This is a genomic window from Natronogracilivirga saccharolytica (assembly GCF_017921895.1).
Classification (GTDB): Bacteria; Bacteroidota; Rhodothermia; order Balneolales; family Natronogracilivirgulaceae; genus Natronogracilivirga; species Natronogracilivirga saccharolytica.
The window spans coordinates 1-20595 of sequence record NZ_JAFIDN010000019.1; the positions used below are offsets into that span (position 1 = coordinate 1).

A 20595-nucleotide genomic window follows, 5' to 3' on the forward strand; every position below is an offset into this window, starting at 1 on the left:
GTTGTATTCTAATTGTTTAGAGCACTTTTAAAATACAAAAACCAGAGGACTTATTCTCTTTTATTTTATTGATTTACAATAAGTTACCGCTTTATTTAACTGTTGTTCTGAACTCCGAAAGTTGAGTTAAATACGGTCATTTGTTATAAATCCTTAGTTTTAAACTTTAGCAGGAATCAAGTTACAGCTGTGAACCCTAAAGCTTCACAGGAGAACAAGTTTTTAGTTTTATAATTAACATAAACTTAGTTTTCAGTTGCATTTGAATAATCGTTTTTTCCCAAAATAATCTTGACATTAGTGATTTAATTAAGTAAGATTTTAGTTGGACTTAACCGATTACTACGTTAGTTTTACTTCTGTTGGATGGGTGCAATTAGCACACTGAAACAACGTTGCGCGGGTTAACGCTAACTGTCAAAAACAACTTATCCACTCCTTAGCTTAAAATTTTATAGTTATGAATTCTTCCTCTTTTTTCCTTAAGTCATTATTGTTGTTATTATTATTTCAATTTGCCTGCGAACCTGAAGAAATTGATATGGAAGATGAGAACGACAAATATAGAATTATGACCCTGAATCCCGGGCATTTTCACGCAGCTTTGGTACAGAAAACGCATATGGAGGGTGTAGATAATCAGGTTCATGTTTTTGCACCGGAAGGTGATGATCTTGAACTTCATATGGAGCGTATTGAAAGCTTTAATACCAGAGAAGATGATCCGACAAACTGGGATACTGAAGTTTATACCGGGGATGATTATTTGTCGCGAATGCTTGAAGAACAACCGGGCAACATCATGGTTACTGCAGGTAATAATCGCAAAAAGGCCGATTACATTTATCAAGCTGTCGACGAAGGAATTAATGTCCTTTCTGATAAACCTATGGCAATTGACCACGAAGGTTGGGATAAATTGGAAGATGCCTTTAAAATTGCCGAACAAAAAAATGTTCTTCTATATGATATCATGACGGAACGGCATGAAGTTTCCTCTCGACTATTGCGTGAATTAATCAAAGATGAGGGCCTCTTCGGCGAATTGATAACCGGGAGTGATGATGAACCGGCAATATACCTGGAGAGTATTCACCACCTATACAAGCAAGTTGCCGGATCAACTTTGCGCAGACCACCATGGTATTTTGATATTGAACAACAGGGAGAAGGAATTGTTGATGTTACGGTTCATCTTGTGGATTTGACCATGTGGACTGCATTTCCGGATCAAATTATCAGCTATGAGGAAGATGTTCAAATGCTTCAGGCCGAAAGATGGCCTACTATGGTAACAAGGGAAGAGTTTGAGCAAATTACCGGGAAGCCTGAGTTCCCGGATTATCTAACAGATCAACTCGATGAAGATGGCGTTCTGCCATATTATTCCAATGGTGAAATCGATTATCTATTAAATGGTCACCATATGAGAGTAATGGTGCAATGGGATTATGAAGCACCACCGGGGAGTGACGACAGACATTTTAAAAAAATTCGTGGAACTCGCTCGAATCTGGTCGTTCGGCAGGATGAAGACCAGGATTTTGAAGCCACATTATATGTCGAACCAGCTGATGGTGTCACCATGGAAGAAGTTAAATCGGAGTTAGATAATACGATTGAAAGATTACAGGTTGATTATCCGGGAGCAGATTATAAGGAAACGGAGTATGGGTTACAACTGGTAATACCCGATGAGTTTCACTATGGACATGAAGCTCATTTTGGAATGGTTGCTGAAAACTTTCTTCAGTATCTGCAAGAAGGGGCATTACCAGATTGGGAAGTTCCAAATATGATTTCAAAATACTATATCACCACCCGAGCTCGGGAAATGGCGAAACAAGACTAAAAAATGAGGTGAAAGTTTATGAAAAATCAAATGAATATAGATCGTCGTGAGTTTATTAAAAGATCAGCTTTGGCTGGCGCGGCATTCGGAATTGTTGGTCCATACAGCATATCCCGTGCATCTAAAAGCCCAAATGATAAGGTTGTTGTTGCAGTTATGGGAGGCAGGGCTCGTGCCGGTGCACTTGCAGATGCTTTTGCTGCGGTTGAAAGTACCGAAGTAAAATCAGTTTTTGACGTTGATGAACGGCCACTTGCAGAAAAAGCTGCGGAAATTGAAGAAATTCAGGGCAGAAAACCGGAATACGGAACGGATTTTCGAAAATCACTGGATGATCCGGATATTGATGCCTTAGTCATCGGTGCACCTGATCACTGGCATACTCCGGCTACAATAATGGCTTTACAAGCCGGCAAGCATGTTTATGTGGAAAAACCGGCAAGTCACAATCCACGTGAAGCAGAACTTATCGTTCAGGCCCAAAAAAGGTATGATCGTCTGGTTCAGATGGGCAACCAGCAACGCTCCGGGGCTTTCACCATTCAGGCTATTCAGGAGATACATGATGGCATTATTGGGGATGCCTATTTTGGAAAAGCGTTTTATGCTAACGCAAGGGATTCTATCGGACGTGGATCAATTGCATCGGTGCCGGACTGGCTGGATTATGAGTTGTGGCAAGGCCCGGCACCCCGAACCCCGTACAGAGACAATATCATTCATTATAATTGGCATTGGTTTTGGAAATGGGGAACAGGTGAGATATTAAATAACGCAACCCATGAATATGATATTTGCCGTTGGGCTCTTGGGGTGGATCTCCCTTCCCGCGTCGTTTCTGCTGGTGGTCGTTTCCATTATGATGATGATTGGGAGTTTTATGACACTCAGGATGTGACTTTCGAATTCAAGGAAAATAAGGCTATCAACTGGGAAGGTCGTAGCGCTAACGGTTTTCCAATGTGGGATCGAGGACGCGGAGCTGTAATTCATGGAACTGAAGGAACCGTCCTTATGGATCGGGATGGCTATATCGTTTATGATCTCGATAATGAAGAGATCAAAAGAGAAATGGTGGATGATGAAGTGGATCCTCTGGATGTTGTTGGAGCAGGAGCAATGACTGATTATCATATTGACAACTTTGCCAAAGCTATCCGTGAGGGAACACCTCTTAACTCACCGATTGATGAAGGCCAAAAAAGCGTACTTCCTCTACACTTGGGAAATATCTCTCAGTATGTCGGTCGGGCACTGAATATTAATCCCGAAAATGGAAGAATCATTGGTGATTCGGAAGCAATGAGCAAATGGAGCCGGGAATATGAACCTGGCTGGGAACCAAGAATCTGAGATTGGAAACTAAGACAAAAGACCACTGAATTTTATTTTGACTATGATTCCTAGAATCAGCTTGATTAGCTTATGGTCTCTGGTATTTATTCTATTACATAGCATCGATGTTCGTGTAAATGCCGAACAAAAAGCTCATGCACTTTCAAAAGCGGACATGCAGAATGAAACCTTGGAAGTGCATGTGTATGCAGGACCATTTAATCGAGAAAATTCAGTGGTTTCTTTTGCTTTTCCAGTTGACTTGGAAGAGGGTATATACCTAATGTCTGATCCGAACGATGAGTCTGTCATTGTCCAGGTGGATCATGATAATACCGGATGGTTTGTGTTAGAAAACTTGTCTGCCGGTGAATCCATTGAATACGTGATTTATCTTGATAAAAAATCAAAAGATGAATTCAAAACACCTTCAAAGTTGGGTGTATCTCATGAATTAGAAGAGCAAACAGTTACATTTGTTTCACATGAGAACCCTGTTCTCAGTTACTTTCACAGATTTAATTCTCCACCTGAAACATTGGATAATCGTTACCGACGTGGAGGATATATACATCCTGTATATTCTCCTTCCGGAGTGATATTGAGTAATCATCTTAATGTAGAGCAGCACCCACATCATTCCGGAATTTGGTCCGCATGGACCAATACTGAATTTGATGACAGGACACCTGACTTCTGGAATGTTCATAACAACACCGGCAGGGTCGATGTAGATACTCTCTTGAACTTATGGTCCGGACCTGTTCATGCAGGTTTCAATTCTTTGCATCGTTTTATTGATATGTCAAAAAAGGATGATCCGAAGATCATTCCGGAGGATCCCATGGTTGCTCTACATGAAAAATGGGATGTCAGAGTTTTTGGTCTGGTAGAGGCAGCAGCTGCGAATGCAAAGAAAAATGATACAGAATCATTAGACAATGACCTCAAGCATGATTTTCTTATGTTTGACCTTGAAGTAACCCAAACAACTAATAATGATAATCCACTATTACTGCCTGAGTATCATTATGGAGGTGTTGGTTTTAGAGGACACTATGAATGGGACAATCCTGACAATGTTACTTTTTTAACATCAGAAGGTCTTGGGCGTGATGGAAATGAAACTCGACCGCGATGGGTGCATATAGGCGGAAAAATTGACAATAAACAAGTTGGGATTGCTATTTTGGGGCACCCATCAAATTATCGATTCCCGCAACCCGTGCGCATTCATCCCGAAGAACCTTTTTTTAACTATGCTCCAACCCAATTAGGTGAAATGTCTATTCAGCCTGGAGAACCTTATGTTGCTAAATATCGCTACGTTACATATGACGGAGAGCTGCCCCCAAGTTTAATTGAGCGACTATGGCAAGACTATGCCTATCCTCCGGCAGTTAATGTTACCAGATGAAATTTATTTATTGTAGATAGCTTGCCAAGTATTTCAGAACCTCCTGTTTAGATTCATAAGCTCAACAATATGGCACAAGTTCAGCATCATAGTTTTTTTGCCATGGGGACTCGATGTAATATGGTTCTTGCTGATATAGAGCCAGATGAATCGGAAATTATTGTTCAACGGATAAAAAAAGAGGTCCTTAGAATTGAAGAACAGTTAAGCCGGTTTTTGAAAAATAGCGAAGTGTCCAAAGTTAACATGGAAGCCTCTAATCATAAGGTTGATGTAAGCAATGAATTGTTCAAGGTGTTGAAAAAATGTCGGTACTATCATGAACTCACAAAGGGATATTTTGACATCACATTGTGGCCGATTCTTCAGTATTGGAGGGATCAACCTGATGGAGATCCGGAAACAGTTCGTGATATGTTGGCTGAACTGGGTACCGGGAACATAGCACTTGATGAAAATGGTGGCTATGTCCGCTTTGCTAATGATAATATCACCATTGATTTGGGGGGATTTGGAAAAGGATATGCCTTGGATAAGATACAACATATGTTATTGCGATTCGGAGTTGAAAGTGCCTTCGTGAGCTTAGGAGAAAGTTCCATTCTGACATTTGGTAATCATCCTGCCGGAGATTGCTGGAAAGTGGGAATCAAAAACTACTTGGCACCGGATCAGTCACTACATACATTTCATGTGCGATACGGCTCGGTATCTACCTCCAGTAATTTTTTTGTGAATGACAGTGGAAAACTGATCAATCATCGCCATGTGATCGATCCACGAACCGGCGCACCGGTGGAGGATTTAGTTAAGGTCAGCGTTTGTGCAGAATCAGCCGAAATTGCCGAAGTGCTGTCGACAGCATTTCTGGTCATGCCTTATGAACAGGTAGAACAGGTCGCTCCGCAATTGCCAAGAATAGAAGTGCTGAAAGTTGATTATTCCACAGGCAAGGCGAATGTGAAATTTTTCGAAAACACATAATAAAATTATCGAATATGATTATAGCCAATTTGGACGATTTAAAAGGTCGCCGCTTTCCAGCCCGCCGTTTCACTAAAAATTTGGTTGGTATTGTCGGATGTGGTACAATCTCTCAGATTCACGCAGAGGTGATATCCCGGCTTGAAAATGCATCATTGACTTCTGCATTCAGCCGAACCCCCGATCGTCGCAATACCTTTTGCAATAATTATGGCATAACAGGATATTCAGATTATGATGAGTTTTTAGCTCAGAAAGAGCTGGACGTCGTGGTTCTTTGCACTCCCAACGGCACCCATCTGGACTATGGTATGAAAGCCGCCGATGCCGGGAAACATCTTATCATCGAAAAGCCTATTGAAATTACCATCAAACGCGCCCGTAAATTGATAGAACATTGCGCGAACAAAGGAGTGAAACTTGCTGTCATTTACCAGAACCGGTTTATCAGTGATGTGCAAAGGATGAAGAAGGCCATTAATGAGGGACTCATTGGTGAAGTTACTATGACAAGGGCATCCATTAAGTGGTACCGGGATCAGTCTTATTACAATGAAGCACCGTGGCGAGGTTCTTTGGAACTCGACGGTGGTGGAGCACTTATCAACCAGGGTATTCACACGGTGGATTTGTTGTACTGGTTGGCTGGACCAATTGTATCAATTCAAGCATTCAAAGACACACTGACTCATGAAAATATCAAAGGAGAGGACAATCTCGTTGCTTCTTTGAAATTTGCAAACGGAGCACTGGGGACTCTTGAAGCTTCAACATCTATCATTCCGGCACAAAACCGGATGATTGAAGTTCATGGAACCAAAGGCACCGCTATTTTGGATGGTGATGAATTCCGGCTTTATTCTGCAGACGGATCGGAGAGATCAGTTGATTTCGATTCACAAGAAAACACCTGGAGCGGTTCAGAGCAAGACTCTGGTAAACATACAGAACAGAAAGGCAGCAAAACTGCTTCGACCGGGGCCACAAGTCCGATGGCTGGATTTAAACATTCACATCATTTGGCCCAATATCAATCGATTCTGGATCGATTACATAGAGGAGTTCAACCAGTTGTTTCGGGTGAGGAAAGTCTCAAATCTCTGGCAATTGTAGAAGCAGCCTATGTTTCAGCAAATGAAGAACGTGCCGTTTCCGTGTTTAATTACTAAACGGCCGATCTTGTAGAAAACAAATATTACAACTTTTTGAATTACTCGTTTTAATTTTTGGGTATTACGGGTGGCATTTATAGTAACCGGTTAATATATTGTGACTACTAGCACATAATCTTTCTTTATGAAGACAATAAAAGAACTTTTTGGACTAAATGGATAATTCGAGTAATAACAGCAGGAATTCAAAGGACGGCTTCTCAATTGGTCGCCGAAAATTTCTTGCCACTTCAACCGCACTTACTACCGGTCTTGTTTTGGGCTTTCCCGGTATCCTGACTAGTAAAAACAAAACAAGAAATGAGTCCGAGGCCGATTATTTCGTGCTGATTGCCGATACTCACATCGATAAAAACCCCCACACTTTGCGTGCTGGTTCAAATATGTTTGACAATTTGGAGACCGCTGTTAATCGTATTTTAAACAATGGCAAGTACGGCAAACCAGACGGAGTTATCATTCTTGGTGACCTCGCCAATACCCATGGTCTTGTTGGTGAATTCGCGCTTAGTTGGACGTTACTGCGCCATTTAAGCAATGCAGGTATTCCGGTGCATATTGCAATGGGAAATCATGAAAATCGTGAAAACTTTTACACGGTATTTCCGGATCATAAACCGGAAGATCCTATGGTTCAGGGCCGTCATGTTGAAATCATCGAATCCCGGCATACCTATCATATTATTCTTGATACCCTGGCAAGGGTTGATGAATATATTACCTGGGGTGAGTTGGGTGAAGCACAACGCAATTGGCTTGATGAAACCCTGAAAACCTACAATGATAAGCCGGTAATGCTGCATGGCCATCATTATCCTTGGCCGAACACACAAGATGATGGCAGTATTCGCGGACTCAAGGACTATGAGGAGCTGATAGAACTCACTCATGACCATAAACATGTCAAAGGCTATTATTTTGGGCATTCACACCGTTTGGACACCGATCCCTATGGTCGCGTGGATGTGGATACCAAAGGGCTGAATTTACTGAATGTTCCTACTAATGCCGGCCATGCTGGAAATCAGCCTGTCGGATACATACACGCACTTTATTACTCTGATAAAGCGGACTTTGAAATCGAGTGTATTGATACTAGTGAACAATGGCATGGAAATACCTTCTCCAAGACATATAGAAGTTAAAAAAGTGTCATAGTACTTAGCTCATTTATCCAGGGAGAAAGAAATACTGATGAATATTATAAAGGCGTTAATAGATTACGTGACTTAATTCAAGAAACATTGAATTAAATACAATATGACAAAAACAGCGTATGAGTTTGAAGGATTATGTGATATTTATTTGTAAAGCTGACGGCTCTTTCTTGTCATACCAAATAACACTGTATTTACATTGACTTATGCAAAAGATTGATAGGAGAAAATTTTTGGAGCTTACCTCAGTACTTTCAGGTACTGCTTTATTGGCAAATCAAATGCCATGGTTCGACATATTTAACACAAAAAGCAAGGCAAGTAATCGACCATCCGACACGGTTCGTATCGGATTTATTGGTACCGGTTCCAGAGGCAAAACACTTATAAAAAATGTTCAATCACTTAAGACCCATATGAACATTGAAATCCCTGCTGTTTGTGATGTATGGGAGCCACACCTTGATGAAGCAGTTGCTTTAACTGATGGTGCACAGGGATTCGAAGATTACAGGGAAATGCTTGACAAAGTCCCCATGGATGGGGTAATCATTGCTACACCTTTGCATGAGCATGCCCATCAGACTGTTCATTCCATGCAGAGCGGTTGTCATGTATTTTGTGAAAAAGCAATGGCCCGAACTCTGGATGATGTGAAATGGATGTACGATAGTCATTTAGAAGAAAATAAAATTCTTTTGATTGGTCATCAGCGACTGTTTAGTCCTGTTTATCTTAAAGCTTTAAAAGAAATAAATGAAGGAAAAATCGGGCCAATAACGATGCTTCGTGCCAATTGGCATCGCAATACTGAATGGTTGTTTTATGAAGTACCAGGTGGAAGAGGAACGGAGTTAGACCGGTTCAGAAATTGGCGTTTATATGACGAATATTCTGCAGGAATGTTGACCGAATTGGGATCCCATCATTTTCAAATAGCCAATTGGGTTCTGGGTCAGCAACCACTGAATGTAATGGGCCATGGCAGTATCAATTTTTTCAAAGATGGTCGAGAAGTTTGGGATAATTTTGCTTTAGTGTTTGAATATCCGGATGGCATCCATTTTGCATATGATTGTATTACAAGCAACCAGCATCACGGAATGCAATTTAATGTTCTGGGAAATGAGGGAACCATGTCGTTGGAAAACAATCTCAGGTATTCGGAAGAACCTCCCTCACCACCGGCGATTCAACAACTAATATCTGATATCCACTCTCGTATGTTTGATACGGTACCCATTGGTGGCGCAACCTGGGTTATAGAAGGTGAACAAACTGGAGGAGAATTTATATCAGATGAATGGGATTTAAATGAAACATTGCTCTACTTGGAAGGATTTATAGAGTTTATAAAAAAGGGCAAAGCACCGGAAAAACTAACTCTTGAAGGATATAATGCTTCTACCTGGACGTTACTTGCAGAAGAAGCTACTAAGACTGGCAGAAAAATTGAACTTCCGAAAAAATATCTTGTAACTGGTTAATAGAATGAATGATTTGATTATTAGGGCTAAAACATTAAAGAGGGAAGGGGTTATACTGATAATTCTTTTCGTTGTGTCTTTTTTAGTAAATCTCTATGCTGTCATCGCATTTGATGGTTCATACTTAGAGCTTTTTACCCAAATTGGATGGGTTTTAGTTATTACATTAGTTTTGTACTTAGTAATAGCATTGATTAGAACTGCTGTTTATTTCGGTACAATGATATTTATGTACTTTAAAAAATGATTATGTTATGAAGATTGATATAAGTGATAATAAAATAGAGTTGGGGGAGAAGTCTGCTTTAAAAGCATCTGAAAAAATCCGACAATCTATTGAGAAAAATAATACGGCTAACATAATTCTGGCAACAGGTGCCAGCCAGTTTGAGACATTAAAAAATTTAGTGAAGTCTGAAGGAATTGACTGGTCCTCTGTAAATATGTTTCATTTGGATGAATATGTCGGATTGGATATGTCCCATCCTGCAAGTTTTAGAAAATATTTAAAAGAAAGATTTGTAGATAAAGTAGCACCATTAAAAAGTGTCAATTTTATTAACGCAGACAATTGGGATGACCCACAAAAAGAGTGTGATCGTCTGAACCAGATAATAAAGGAACATCCCATCGATGTTGCACTTATAGGTATAGGTGAAAATGCTCATCTTGCATTTAATGATCCGCCGGCTGATTTTGACACCACAGATCCATACATAATTGTGGAACTGGATGAAGCGTGTCGCAATCAACAAATGAATGAGGGCTGGTTCAAAAATATTGAAGATGTTCCACGTAAAGCAATTAGCATGTCTATAAACCATATCTTGTTATCAGATGAAATTGTTTGTTCCGTTCCGGATGAAAGAAAGGCTCCGGCCGTAAAAAACTCATTCGAAAGAGAAATAACCAATCTTTATCCCGCATCAGTCTTGCAAAAGCATAATAATTGTACCGTTTTTCTGGATAGGGAGTCAGCATCTCTTCTTTCTGATTCTCAGCCATGATTTTTCAGGTATAAATTATATAAACCTCTCTTCCAATGAATATTCCGGGATTCGTTGATTTACAAGTAAACGGTTACAAAGGTATAGATTTTTCAAGTCCAGACCTAGATGAGGAGGATTTTTATCACGCTTGCAAGGAATTGATTAGTAATGGTACAGTGGTCTTTCTACCGACTATTATTACTTCATCACGTGATGTCTTTCAAAGAAACCTTGGCTTGATGGCTAATGTCATTAAGGATATCAATCTCAGGGATCATATCCCCGGATTCCACATTGAGGGCCCTTTTATTTCACCGGAAGATGGTGCACGGGGTGCTCATAATAAAGATTGGGTTTATCCACCAGATAAAAAATACCTCGATGATCTATTTAAATGGTCAGATGAGAAGATAAAAATGCTTACAATGGCGGCTGAATCCCCTGGTTCTGATGAGTTATGCCAATATGCAACAAGTCTTGGTATTACGATCTCACTGGGTCATCAAATGGCTGATGATGGTGATATGAAAAAACTCTCTGACGCCGGTGCTCAGGCTCTTACTCATTTGGGTAATGGAATACCAAGAGAAATTGATCGTCATCTAAACCCGTTATGGGCAGGTTTATCTAATGACAGATTGACAGCAATGATTATTGCTGATGGCCATCATCTTCCTGAATCCGTATTAAAAGTGATCATCAGAGGCAAAGGTATTTCCAATATTTGTGTGGTTAGTGATGCATCACCTATTGCTGGGCTAAAACCTGGTAAGTATAATACACTAGGTAATGATGTTGTCCTAGACGAAACAGGTAAATTATATAATCCAAGAACAGGTTATCTGGTGGGGTCTTCATATAATATGATACAGTGTGCTAATTATTTGTTATCCTGCGGAATAATGGCTATAGATAGCATTGTTGAAACAACGTTTTATAATCCTTTGAGACTGATTAATTTGGATCCAAAAGAGGTAAAGATGGCCCATAGGTCTTTTTTAAATGTAAAGTGTAAAATTGAATTGTAGTTATAAATAATTTTATAACTTTCCTTTTTAAAAATATGTGTATAATTCAATTAATTATGCAATAAACTCAAAAAAAATATAATAAAAAATGCATAGCTTTGACTGGATTGCAATCGCGTTATTTTTTCTGATAATGATCATAATTGGTGTTTGGTCATATTATAAAATATCTGATACAAAAGATTTCTTTGTGTCTGGCGGTAAACTGCCCTGGTGGTTGTCAGGTATCTCTCACCATGTCTCCGGTTACAGTGGTGCTGTCTTTGTAGCATACGCAGCAATTGCATATACGCATGGGTTTACTATTTACGTTTGGTGGGCGTTGACTATTACGGTGGCAATATTAGCTGGTTCTTTTCTTATTGCCCCAAGATGGTCACGGCTGCGATCGCGTTTGCACATACAGTCGCCAACAGAATATCTGAAGCAACGCTACAGCCTCCCAACACAACAATTAATGGCATGGTGTGGTGTAATATTAAAGTTGTTTGATGTTGGAGCCAAGTGGGCTGCCATTGCTATCCTTCTCAATGTGTTTACAGGGATACCCATTTTATATGGAATATTACTGGCTGGGGGTATTTCATTAATTTATATCACACTCGGTGGTCTATGGGCTGTAGTTTGGACAGATTTTGCACAGTTTGTAGTTCAGATTATTGCCGGAATTGTAATGTTTGTTGTTGTTTTAAATATCATGGATGGTGCCGCTACTGTATTTACACTTTGGGACCAACTGCCAGAGGATCACTCTCAACCGTTTAATTCGCCATATACCGCCGGTTTTGCTATGGCCTTTCTCTTTATTAATTTTCTGAGCTATAATGGGGGGCAGTGGAATCTAGCAACTCGATATATTTCTTCATCCTCTGGATCAGAAGCAAGAAAAGCAGCTCTGTTATCGGCTGTGTTGTATCTGGTTTGGCCACTGATACTCTTTTTCCCCATGTGGGCAGCCCCAATTTTAATTCCCGAAATGGAAGATCCCACTCAATCATATGCTTTGTTGACTATGGAGCTTCTTCCTCCAGGACTGGTTGGGCTCGTCATTGCGTCCATGTTTGCCAATACCATGTCTATGACATCATCGGATGCGAACACGATAACGGCAGTTATTACCCGGGATATTTTACCAAATCTTTCCAGGCGATTTCAAAATTTAAAAAGTGAAAGGTCGCTTTACATCGCCAGGGTTACAACTTTCACTTTCACATTGTTAACAGTAATAATTGCAATATACGCTGATGAGTTTGGTGGCGTTTTGGGATTAATTGTAATGTGGTTTGCTGCACTTCTTGGCCCAATTGCAGTTCCCATGATTTTAGGTCTTATACCACAATTTCGCTATTGCGGTTCGAAAGCTGCTATAATTTCAGTACTCGCGGGACTTGTTACCTTTGCTATTGTTCGCTTTCACAGTTATGATTTTACTGTTGCCGGAGAACTTGGAGCACCTATAGCTGCATCATTTATTATTTTTTCAATAATTGGGTTGATATCTTATTATAGAAAAGATAAAGTGTCAAAAGATGTCGATGACATTCTTGAAAGCGTAAAACTTGATGTGATTATTCCGCCGTTGTCAGACGACTCAGAGAAAAAAGTAGATGATAACTAAATTGACCCCTAACTTTTAAAAACTTAGCTCTTATGACACACTCAATAAATCGTCGCAAGTTTATTAAGATGACCGGTGCAGCCGGAGTTGGCTTGGGTTTAATGGGCAAAACGAGCGCTGGAATGGGCAGCGTTTCACCTAACAGTAAAGTTACTGTTGCCGTAATGGGTACATATTCACGAGGCAGTGCATTGGCGAACGGATTCGCCCAACACCCGAATTCTGATGTAGCATATATTTGTGATGTAGATGAAAAAGCGATAAAAAAAGGGCTTGATGCTGTAAAAGAAGGAGGTCAGGACCGAGAACCCAAAGGTGTCAAGGATTTCAGGGAAGCATTGGGAGATAACTCTGTGGATGCTCTTGTCATTGCTACACCTATTCATTGGCACACTCCTGCTTCAATTCTTGCATTGCAGGCTGGTAAACATGTCTATGTTGAAAAACCTTGCAGCCACAATATTCATGAGGGAGAACTTCTGGTGGCAGCAGCAAATAAATATGGACACGTAGTACAAATGGGCAACCAGCGCAGATCATGGCCTCTTGTTCGTGAAGGTATCGAACGTTTGAAAGAAGGTATCATCGGTGATGTCTATTTCGCTCGTTGCTGGTATGCTCAATCGCGTGGCTCCATGGGATATGGAAAAGTCGCATCGGTTCCGAATCATCTCGATTATGATCTTTGGCAGGGGCCTGCACCACGAAGAACCTATTTGGATAATCTTATCCACTATAACTGGCACTGGAGATGGCATTGGGGGGCAGGTGAATTATTGAATAATGGTGTGCATTTCCTTGATTTGGCTCGTTGGGGGCTCGGTGTTGATTATCCCATACGGGTTTCCTCGATGGGTGGCAGATATCATTTTAATGATGATCAGGAAACACCGGATACTCAGGTTGTCAACTATGATTTTGCTGAGGGTAAAACTGTGTCGTGGGAGGCACGAAGCTGTAACCCAAGAGGCATTGAAGGAGAAACTACCGGTGTTACATTTCATGGCACTGAAGGTACTATGCATCTCGGTAATAATAAGTACATTGTTTATGATTTTGATGATAATGTAGTTGTAGACTCTGAAGATGATAATGGTGACATTGATTTTACCGGTCCTGGATTTGATCTTGACGAAGATCATATAACTAACTTTACAGAATGTGTGCAGACCGGTGAAAAACCCGTGACTGATATTCGTGATGCAAATAAAAGTGTGCATATTTGTCACCTTGGAAATATCGCTTATCGTAAACAACGAATGCTTACAATTGCACCTCATAACGGGCGTATTGTTGGGGACGATGATGCGATGAAGCTTTGGCGAAGAGAATATGAACCTGGTTGGGAACCCTCAATTTAAATGACCATCACAGAGTATAAGTGGCATTAATGAGTTACTCAATCTTAATATGATTTATAAGTTTTCACCCCATTAAGCCATTCATATTCAACCTGGTTCTTATTTATTTGTTTTTAAACAAGGTTATCAAAAAAATCGGTTAACTCATAGTGACTAATGTATGGTAACTTAAATAAAAAAGGAATTTAAAAATGGCTAAATATAATCGAAGAAATTTTATTAAGTCTCTTGCCGCAGCTGGTATCGGTTCAAGTTTTATTGGCGGTTTTTCTGCTTTCGCAAAAGAGTCCAAAGTGCGAAAGAACACGTCAAAAATCGGCATCATTGGCTTGGATACCTCACATGCTGTTCATTTTACCAGATTTGTAAATGTTGAGGATGAAGGTACTGATTTCAAGGATTTCGACATAGTGGCGGCTTATCCTTATGGTAGCCGGAAAATCCCATCAAGTTATGAGAGAATTCCCGGATATATTGAAGATGTCTCAGAAATGGGTGTTGATGTCGTTGATTCAATTGAAGAGCTTCTGGATATGGTCGACTATGTATTACTGCTGACCAACGACGGTAATCCACGATATGAACAAGCCTTGCAAGTGATGGAAGCAGGTAAGACTATGTTCGTTGACAAACCTGTTGCCGCCAGCTTGAAAGATACTATCGCTATTATGGACGCATCTAGAGAGTATGATGTTCCCATATTTTCATCATCTGGTTTAAGATACGTTGAAACAACTCAATCTGTCCGAAATGATAATAAAGTGGGTAAAGTGCTGGGTGCTGACGCTTTCACTCCTTCTATAAGAGAAGAAACCCATCCAGATCTTTTTTGGTATGGTATACATGGTGTAGAGACTTTATTTACTGTGTTAAAAACCGGTTGTAAGCATGTAACTCGTAAAAGCAGCGAGCATACCGATATTGTTGTTGGTACGTGGGAAGATGAAGTTCTTGGTGTATTACGCGGCACAAGAGAAGGAAGCCGTGGGTACGGTGGAACAGCTTACGGAACAGATGATATACTGGTTCTTGGTGGTTTTACCGGCTACCATGGTTTAGTAAAACACTTTATTGATTTTTTCAAAACCGGGAATCCTCCTGTTAGCCTCGAAGAGACTTTGGAAATATACGCATTTATGGAAGCAGCTGATGAAAGCAAACGTCGTGGAGGTGATGCCGTGACTTTGGAAGAAGTAATTGATAAGGCGCGTAGCTGAGCTAATGAGGTAGGTTTGCTTTGGTTTCCAAAATGTATTCGTCCTACGAACCACGTGTTGACTTGAAGTTTTGAGGGTACATGAAAGCTTCCCCAGGAATGGGGGGGGCAGTATTATCGGAATATGCATCAGACACACTAGATGAAAAACTATCCGACCTTGACATTCTTGATTAAAATTACTAAGCTTACTTTAACTTAACCGTTAACTGCCCTGAATCGTTACACACACTGTTGAGGATACTGAAATAATAGCATCAAAGTGCCATTTTAAAGCAAATATATGCATTCAATTTTCATTACTTGTTTTTAACCGTAACCCTTGGTTATAGCAGATTCGCAAGTAAAATTTATCAATATTTAAGAAATGCCACGAAGTTTTATTGTGGTGGGTAATGATCATAAAAAAAGGGGAAGTGAATATGAACATGCTATACAAAATTTTAATGCTCGGCTTGTTAATCGGATTTGTCTTTACCGCAAATGCAAGCAACGCAGAACCTGTTGCAGTCAGCAACTGGTCTGAACTGGATGAGGTTCGGAATGATTTGGATGGTGACTATATTTTAACTGCTGACTTGGATCAAGAAAGTGACGGCTATGAAGGCATTGGAGATTCCTGGTCGCCTATAGAGGAGTTTTCCGGCACGTTTGATGGTGACGGCTATACGATCAGTGATCTGGTCTCCGAAGAAGGAGGTCTTTTTGGAGAGATAGACGGCGCCGTTGTAAGCAATGTGGGAATTGTAAATGCCGACATCAGCGGGGACGATGATAATATAGGTGTTCTTGTCAACTGGGCTCATAATGGCTCGCTGATAGAGAATAGTTTTGCAACAGGTGACCTTGTTGCCAGTGGCCGCTCTTCACATGGAGGCCTTTTAGGACGTACCGATGATGTTGAAACGACTATCAGACAAAGCTGGGCGAATGTAGATGTGACTGTAACCTATGAAAGCGATGACCATGATGCTCGCTGGACCGGTGGTTTGGCCGGATATATTCGTGAAGGCCTGATAGAGGATTCCTATGCATTGGGTGATGTAAACAGCCCCGGGGAACAGGTTGGTGGTTTGGCCGGTCGTGTTGGTCTGAGTAATACCCAGGGAGTCACTATTAATTCTTTCAGCACTGGGCAAGTCAGTGGTGATGATGCGGTAGGCGGTCTTATCGGAGGACTTGGTGCCGAAGATGCCGGATCGGAAGTGATAGCCAGTTTCTGGGATACCGAAACCTCGGGCATGGATGAAAGCGATGGTGGCGAAGGTCTGTCCACGACTGATATGCAGGACGGAATGACTTTTGCAGCAGCCGGCTGGGACATGGTTACAACCAACAGTCCGGAAGCGACATGGGGAATCAACCCCGACCATAATAATGGCTATCCTTTCCTGACTTGGCAAGGATATGATGCGGTACCAATTGAAATAGTGTTTGCAGGAGGTTTCGGTACCGAAGATGACCCTTACCAAATCGAAAACTGGGAACATCTGAATAATATACGTAATTATTTAGATCAACATTTTATCCTAACAGCCAATTTGGATGAGGACACCGAATATTATGACGAATACAATTCGGAAGAGGGCTGGTTGCCCATAGGCGATTTTAGTGATAATCCGTTCACCGGAGTTTTTGATGGTGACGGTTACACAATCAGCGATCTCAGCATACAGGATGATGGCAATACCTATGGTGGTTTGTTCGCCTACATCGAGGAAGCTGTAGTCAAAGATCTTGGCATACTCAATGCTGATATCCTTGGGTCTCATCACCAGGGTATTCTAACCGGTCGTGCAGATGACTCGGAGATAACGCGTGTTTATAGCACCGGAAGCGTTGAATCTACCGGCACCGTTAATATTGCGGGGCTGGTTGGCTCGCTGAGAGATGGCGGCGTGATCGACCAGAGTTGGTCAAACGCGGACATCTCGGTTACAATACATGATGGTGACCGAAGAAATACAGGCGGCTTGGTTGGTTATGTAACAGATGGTGCGGAGGTAACCAACAGTTACGCTCATGGCAGCGTGGAAGGTGGACGAAGAGTTGGCGGTTTGGTCGGTCTGGTTTCAAGTGAGTCGCTGATCTATAACAGCTATGCAACAGCCACTGCCGTTGGAGATGAAGACGATATTGGTGGCTTGATTGGTTATATTACTGAATCAGATGAGTCTGGATCATTTTGGGATGTAGAGGTTTCCGGTAACGATGAGAGTAGTGCCGGTACCGGATTATCGACCGAGGAAATGAAAGATGGCCAGACCTTTGTTGATGCTGATTGGGATTTCATGCTCAGACCTTTTGAAGAGGCTATTTGGGGTATCAATCCGGATGATAATGATGGGTATCCATTTCTCGCATGGCAAGGGTACACACCTGAGTCACTTGTACCGGCTTTTGCTGCTGGTGATGGTACCGAAGATGACCCTTATCAGATTGAGAGCTGGGAACATCTGAATAATGTTCGCGATTACCTTGATCAACATTTTGTTCTTACCACCGACTTGGATCAGGATAGCGAATTTTATGATGAATTTAATTCTGGCCAAGGCTGGTTACCCATAGGCGATTTTAGTGATAATCCGTTCACCGGAGTTTTTGATGGTGACGGTTACACCATAAGTGATCTCAGTATCCAGGATGAAGACAATACTTATGGTGGTTTGTTTGCCTACATCGTTGAAGGTGTAGTCAAAGATCTTGGTCTACTCAATGCGGATATCCTTGGCTCTCATCATCAGGGTATTCTGACTGGTCGTGCAGATAACTCGGAAATATTGCGTGTTTATAGCACGGGAAGCGTTGAATCCACCGGAACCGTCAATATCGGTGGATTGGCAGGTTCGCTTAGAGAAGATGGCGTGATAGACCAGAGCTGGTCTGATGTGGACGTCTCAGTTACGGTACATGAAGGTGATCGTAGAAACGCTGGAGCTTTGGTTGGTTACGTAACCGACGGCGCAGAGGTGACCAACAGTTATGCTTATGGTAGTGTAGAAGGTGGACGACGAGTAGGCGGTTTGGTCGGTCTCGTTTCAAGTGAGTCGCTGATCTATAACAGCTTTGCAACTGCCAGTGCCAGTGGAGATGAAGACGATATTGGAGGCCTGATTGGTTATATCACTGAATCAACAGAGACCGGATCATTTTGGGATGTAGAAGTCTCCGGCAACGATGAGAGCAGTGCTGGTACCGGATTATCGACCGAGGAAATGCAAATGATGAGCACCTTCCTTGATGCTGGTTGGGATTTCATTGGAGAAGGTGAGCAAGAAATCTGGGGCATCAATCCGGATGTAAACCAGGGTTATCCGTTCCTGGCTTGGCAGGGTTATGAGCATGCACCGGATGATGTGGTGGATGTAATCGAAATTGCAAGCTGGTCAGATCTTCATGATGTCCGCAATGACCTGGAAGCTCATTACGTTCTGACAACTGACCTGGATAGGAACTCCGAAGGATATGAGGATTACAACCTTGTCATTGTAGATGATGGCTGGGAATCAATCGCAGAATTTACCGGTACGTTTGATGGTAATGGCTATACCATAAGCGATTTGTCCAGTGAGATTGGAGGACTGTTTGAGGAAATCAAAGATGGAGCCACCATCAAAAATCTCGGGCTTATTAACGCCAATATATATAGTCCGACACACAACGCCGGAATTTTGGTAGATTGGGCTCACGGGGGTGCGCTGATTGAAAACAGCTTCTCCACCGGATCACTAATCGCCAGTGATCGAAATTCTCACGGAGGTCTGGTAGGACGTACCGATGATGAAGCTACCACCATACGTGAAAGTTGGTCTTCAGCCGATGTTACGGCTACTTACGAAAGAGAAGATAACAATTCGCGATGGACTGGTGCACTGGTTGGTTATGTTCGTGAAGGCTTAGTTGAAAATTCCTATGCAACTGGCAATGTAGAAAGCCAAGGCGACAGAGTTGGAGGTTTAGTTGGTCAACTTGGCCTGAGCACTACCCAGGGCATATTGAAGAACTCCTACAGTACCGGAGAAGTCAGCGGTCTTGATGATGTTGGCGGTCTGATTGGCGGCTTTGGTGGCGAAGATGGTGGATCGGAAATCACTGCCAGTTTCTGGGATACCGAGTCGTCAGGTATGGACGAGAGCAACGGCGGTGAGGGACTTACTACCGGTGAAATGAAGACAGAATCCATCTTTACCGATGCGGACTGGGATTTCGATAACGTTTGGGAGATGGATTCGGAGATCAACTACGGCTATCCGCATCTGCGCAATTCCGTTCATACAGACGTACCAGTTCCTTCCGAGATAACCTTTGCCAATATCGTTTGGCCGGATGAGGGCGAAATAGAAGAGGGTGAAGAATTCGATGTATTTGGCCGTGTACAAATAGGCAGACCCTTTGATGACCATGATTCTGACGATATTCAGGCATGGGTTGGTTACAACGAAGAAGATGTCGGACCTGATGCAGAAGGATGGACTTGGGTCGAGGCCGACTTAAATCCTGAATATGATGGATTTGGACATGAATATATGGCTGAAATAGGATCCGGTCTGGAAGATGGATCTTATTACTACATGAGCCGTTTCCAATATGAAGATCAGGATTATGAATACGGCGGATATGATCGTGGTTTCTGGGATGGAGAAACAAACATTTCCGGACGATTAACTGTAATTGGACCGACTGATGCCGAACAAATCAGTGATGTTCCGGATGAGTTTGGGTTGGACCAGAATTATCCAAATCCGTTTAATCCTGTGACAACAATCAACTATCAGGTACCCGAGTCTGAACATGTTACCATACAGGTATATAACGTGATTGGTGAACGTGTTGCAACACTGGTTAATGAAGTTCAAGATGCAGGACACCACAGTGTAGAGTTCGACGGTAGTCGGTTTGCAAGTGGTGTTTATATTTACAGAATGCAGGCAGGGGACTTTGTAGATGTACGCAAACTTACACTCACCAAATAAAACTTG

The 20595-nt window shown here is 41.7% G+C and carries 13 protein-coding genes; all 13 read left to right on the forward strand.

What is annotated here, in order from left to right:
• The first annotated feature begins 460 nt into the window (after nt 1-460).
• Entirely contained in the window at nt 461-1852 is a 1392-nt protein-coding gene (locus tag NATSA_RS14930) for a putative oxidoreductase C-terminal domain-containing protein (protein WP_210513422.1), read from the forward strand.
• An 18-nt stretch (nt 1853-1870) separates the two neighbouring features.
• Complete coding sequence (locus NATSA_RS14935; protein ID WP_210513423.1) at nt 1871-3205, forward strand: Gfo/Idh/MocA family protein; 1335 nt, start codon at nt 1871-1873, stop codon at nt 3203-3205.
• Between the two features lie 43 nt (nt 3206-3248).
• Nucleotides 3249-4604: a DUF6807 domain-containing protein gene (locus NATSA_RS14940; RefSeq protein WP_210513424.1), complete on the forward strand. Its 1356-nt coding sequence runs from the start codon at nt 3249-3251 to the stop codon at nt 4602-4604.
• Nucleotides 4605-4673: 69 nt separating this feature from the next.
• Complete coding sequence (locus NATSA_RS14945; protein WP_210513425.1) at nt 4674-5588, forward strand: FAD:protein FMN transferase; 915 nt, start codon at nt 4674-4676, stop codon at nt 5586-5588.
• Between the two features lie 14 nt (nt 5589-5602).
• Nucleotides 5603-6757: a Gfo/Idh/MocA family protein gene (locus NATSA_RS14950; RefSeq protein WP_210513426.1), complete on the forward strand. Its 1155-nt coding sequence runs from the start codon at nt 5603-5605 to the stop codon at nt 6755-6757.
• A gap of 158 nt (nt 6758-6915) precedes the next feature.
• Nucleotides 6916-7905 (forward strand): metallophosphoesterase family protein, encoded by a 990-nt coding sequence (locus NATSA_RS14955; RefSeq protein ID WP_210513427.1) that lies wholly within the window; start codon nt 6916-6918, stop codon nt 7903-7905.
• Nucleotides 7906-8123: 218 nt separating this feature from the next.
• Complete coding sequence (locus tag NATSA_RS14960) at nt 8124-9404, forward strand: Gfo/Idh/MocA family protein (RefSeq protein WP_210513428.1); 1281 nt, start codon at nt 8124-8126, stop codon at nt 9402-9404.
• 254 nt (nt 9405-9658) lie between these two features.
• On the forward strand, nt 9659-10411 hold the full coding sequence (locus NATSA_RS14965; protein WP_210513429.1) for a glucosamine-6-phosphate deaminase: 753 nt from the start codon (nt 9659-9661) through the stop codon (nt 10409-10411).
• A gap of 35 nt (nt 10412-10446) precedes the next feature.
• Entirely contained in the window at nt 10447-11421 is a 975-nt protein-coding gene (locus NATSA_RS14970; RefSeq protein ID WP_210513430.1) for an N-acetylglucosamine-6-phosphate deacetylase, read from the forward strand.
• 88 nt (nt 11422-11509) lie between these two features.
• Complete coding sequence (locus tag NATSA_RS14975; protein WP_210513431.1) at nt 11510-13039, forward strand: sodium:solute symporter family protein; 1530 nt, start codon at nt 11510-11512, stop codon at nt 13037-13039.
• A 32-nt stretch (nt 13040-13071) separates the two neighbouring features.
• Entirely contained in the window at nt 13072-14400 is a 1329-nt protein-coding gene (locus tag NATSA_RS14980; RefSeq protein ID WP_210513432.1) for a Gfo/Idh/MocA family protein, read from the forward strand.
• 191 nt (nt 14401-14591) lie between these two features.
• The gene (locus NATSA_RS14985) at nt 14592-15617 is read left to right on the forward strand and encodes a Gfo/Idh/MocA family protein (RefSeq protein WP_210513433.1); all 1026 of its coding nucleotides are present in this window, start codon (nt 14592-14594) and stop codon (nt 15615-15617) included.
• 394 nt (nt 15618-16011) lie between these two features.
• The gene (locus NATSA_RS14990; protein WP_210513434.1) at nt 16012-20589 is read left to right on the forward strand and encodes a T9SS type A sorting domain-containing protein; all 4578 of its coding nucleotides are present in this window, start codon (nt 16012-16014) and stop codon (nt 20587-20589) included.
• Nucleotides 20590-20595 lie beyond the last annotated feature (6 nt).

What these genes read in the sequence shown, in the direction of transcription:
- NATSA_RS14975 (WP_210513431.1), top strand. Translation starts at nt 11,510, where the DNA reads ATGCATAGCTTTGACTGGATTGCAATCGCGTTATTTTTTCTGATAATG.
- NATSA_RS14945 (WP_210513425.1), top strand. Translation starts at nt 4,674, where the DNA reads ATGGCACAAGTTCAGCATCATAGTTTTTTTGCCATGGGGACTCGATGT.
- NATSA_RS14960 (WP_210513428.1), top strand. Translation starts at nt 8,124, where the DNA reads ATGCAAAAGATTGATAGGAGAAAATTTTTGGAGCTTACCTCAGTACTT.
- NATSA_RS14990 (WP_210513434.1), top strand. Translation starts at nt 16,012, where the DNA reads ATGATCATAAAAAAAGGGGAAGTGAATATGAACATGCTATACAAAATT.
- NATSA_RS14950 (WP_210513426.1), top strand. Translation starts at nt 5,603, where the DNA reads ATGATTATAGCCAATTTGGACGATTTAAAAGGTCGCCGCTTTCCAGCC.
- NATSA_RS14930 (WP_210513422.1), top strand. Translation starts at nt 461, where the DNA reads ATGAATTCTTCCTCTTTTTTCCTTAAGTCATTATTGTTGTTATTATTA.
- NATSA_RS14970 (WP_210513430.1), top strand. Translation starts at nt 10,447, where the DNA reads ATGAATATTCCGGGATTCGTTGATTTACAAGTAAACGGTTACAAAGGT.
- NATSA_RS14985 (WP_210513433.1), top strand. Translation starts at nt 14,592, where the DNA reads ATGGCTAAATATAATCGAAGAAATTTTATTAAGTCTCTTGCCGCAGCT.
- NATSA_RS14955 (WP_210513427.1), top strand. Translation starts at nt 6,916, where the DNA reads ATGGATAATTCGAGTAATAACAGCAGGAATTCAAAGGACGGCTTCTCA.
- NATSA_RS14965 (WP_210513429.1), top strand. Translation starts at nt 9,659, where the DNA reads ATGAAGATTGATATAAGTGATAATAAAATAGAGTTGGGGGAGAAGTCT.
- NATSA_RS14980 (WP_210513432.1), top strand. Translation starts at nt 13,072, where the DNA reads ATGACACACTCAATAAATCGTCGCAAGTTTATTAAGATGACCGGTGCA.
- NATSA_RS14940 (WP_210513424.1), top strand. Translation starts at nt 3,249, where the DNA reads ATGATTCCTAGAATCAGCTTGATTAGCTTATGGTCTCTGGTATTTATT.
- NATSA_RS14935 (WP_210513423.1), top strand. Translation starts at nt 1,871, where the DNA reads ATGAAAAATCAAATGAATATAGATCGTCGTGAGTTTATTAAAAGATCA.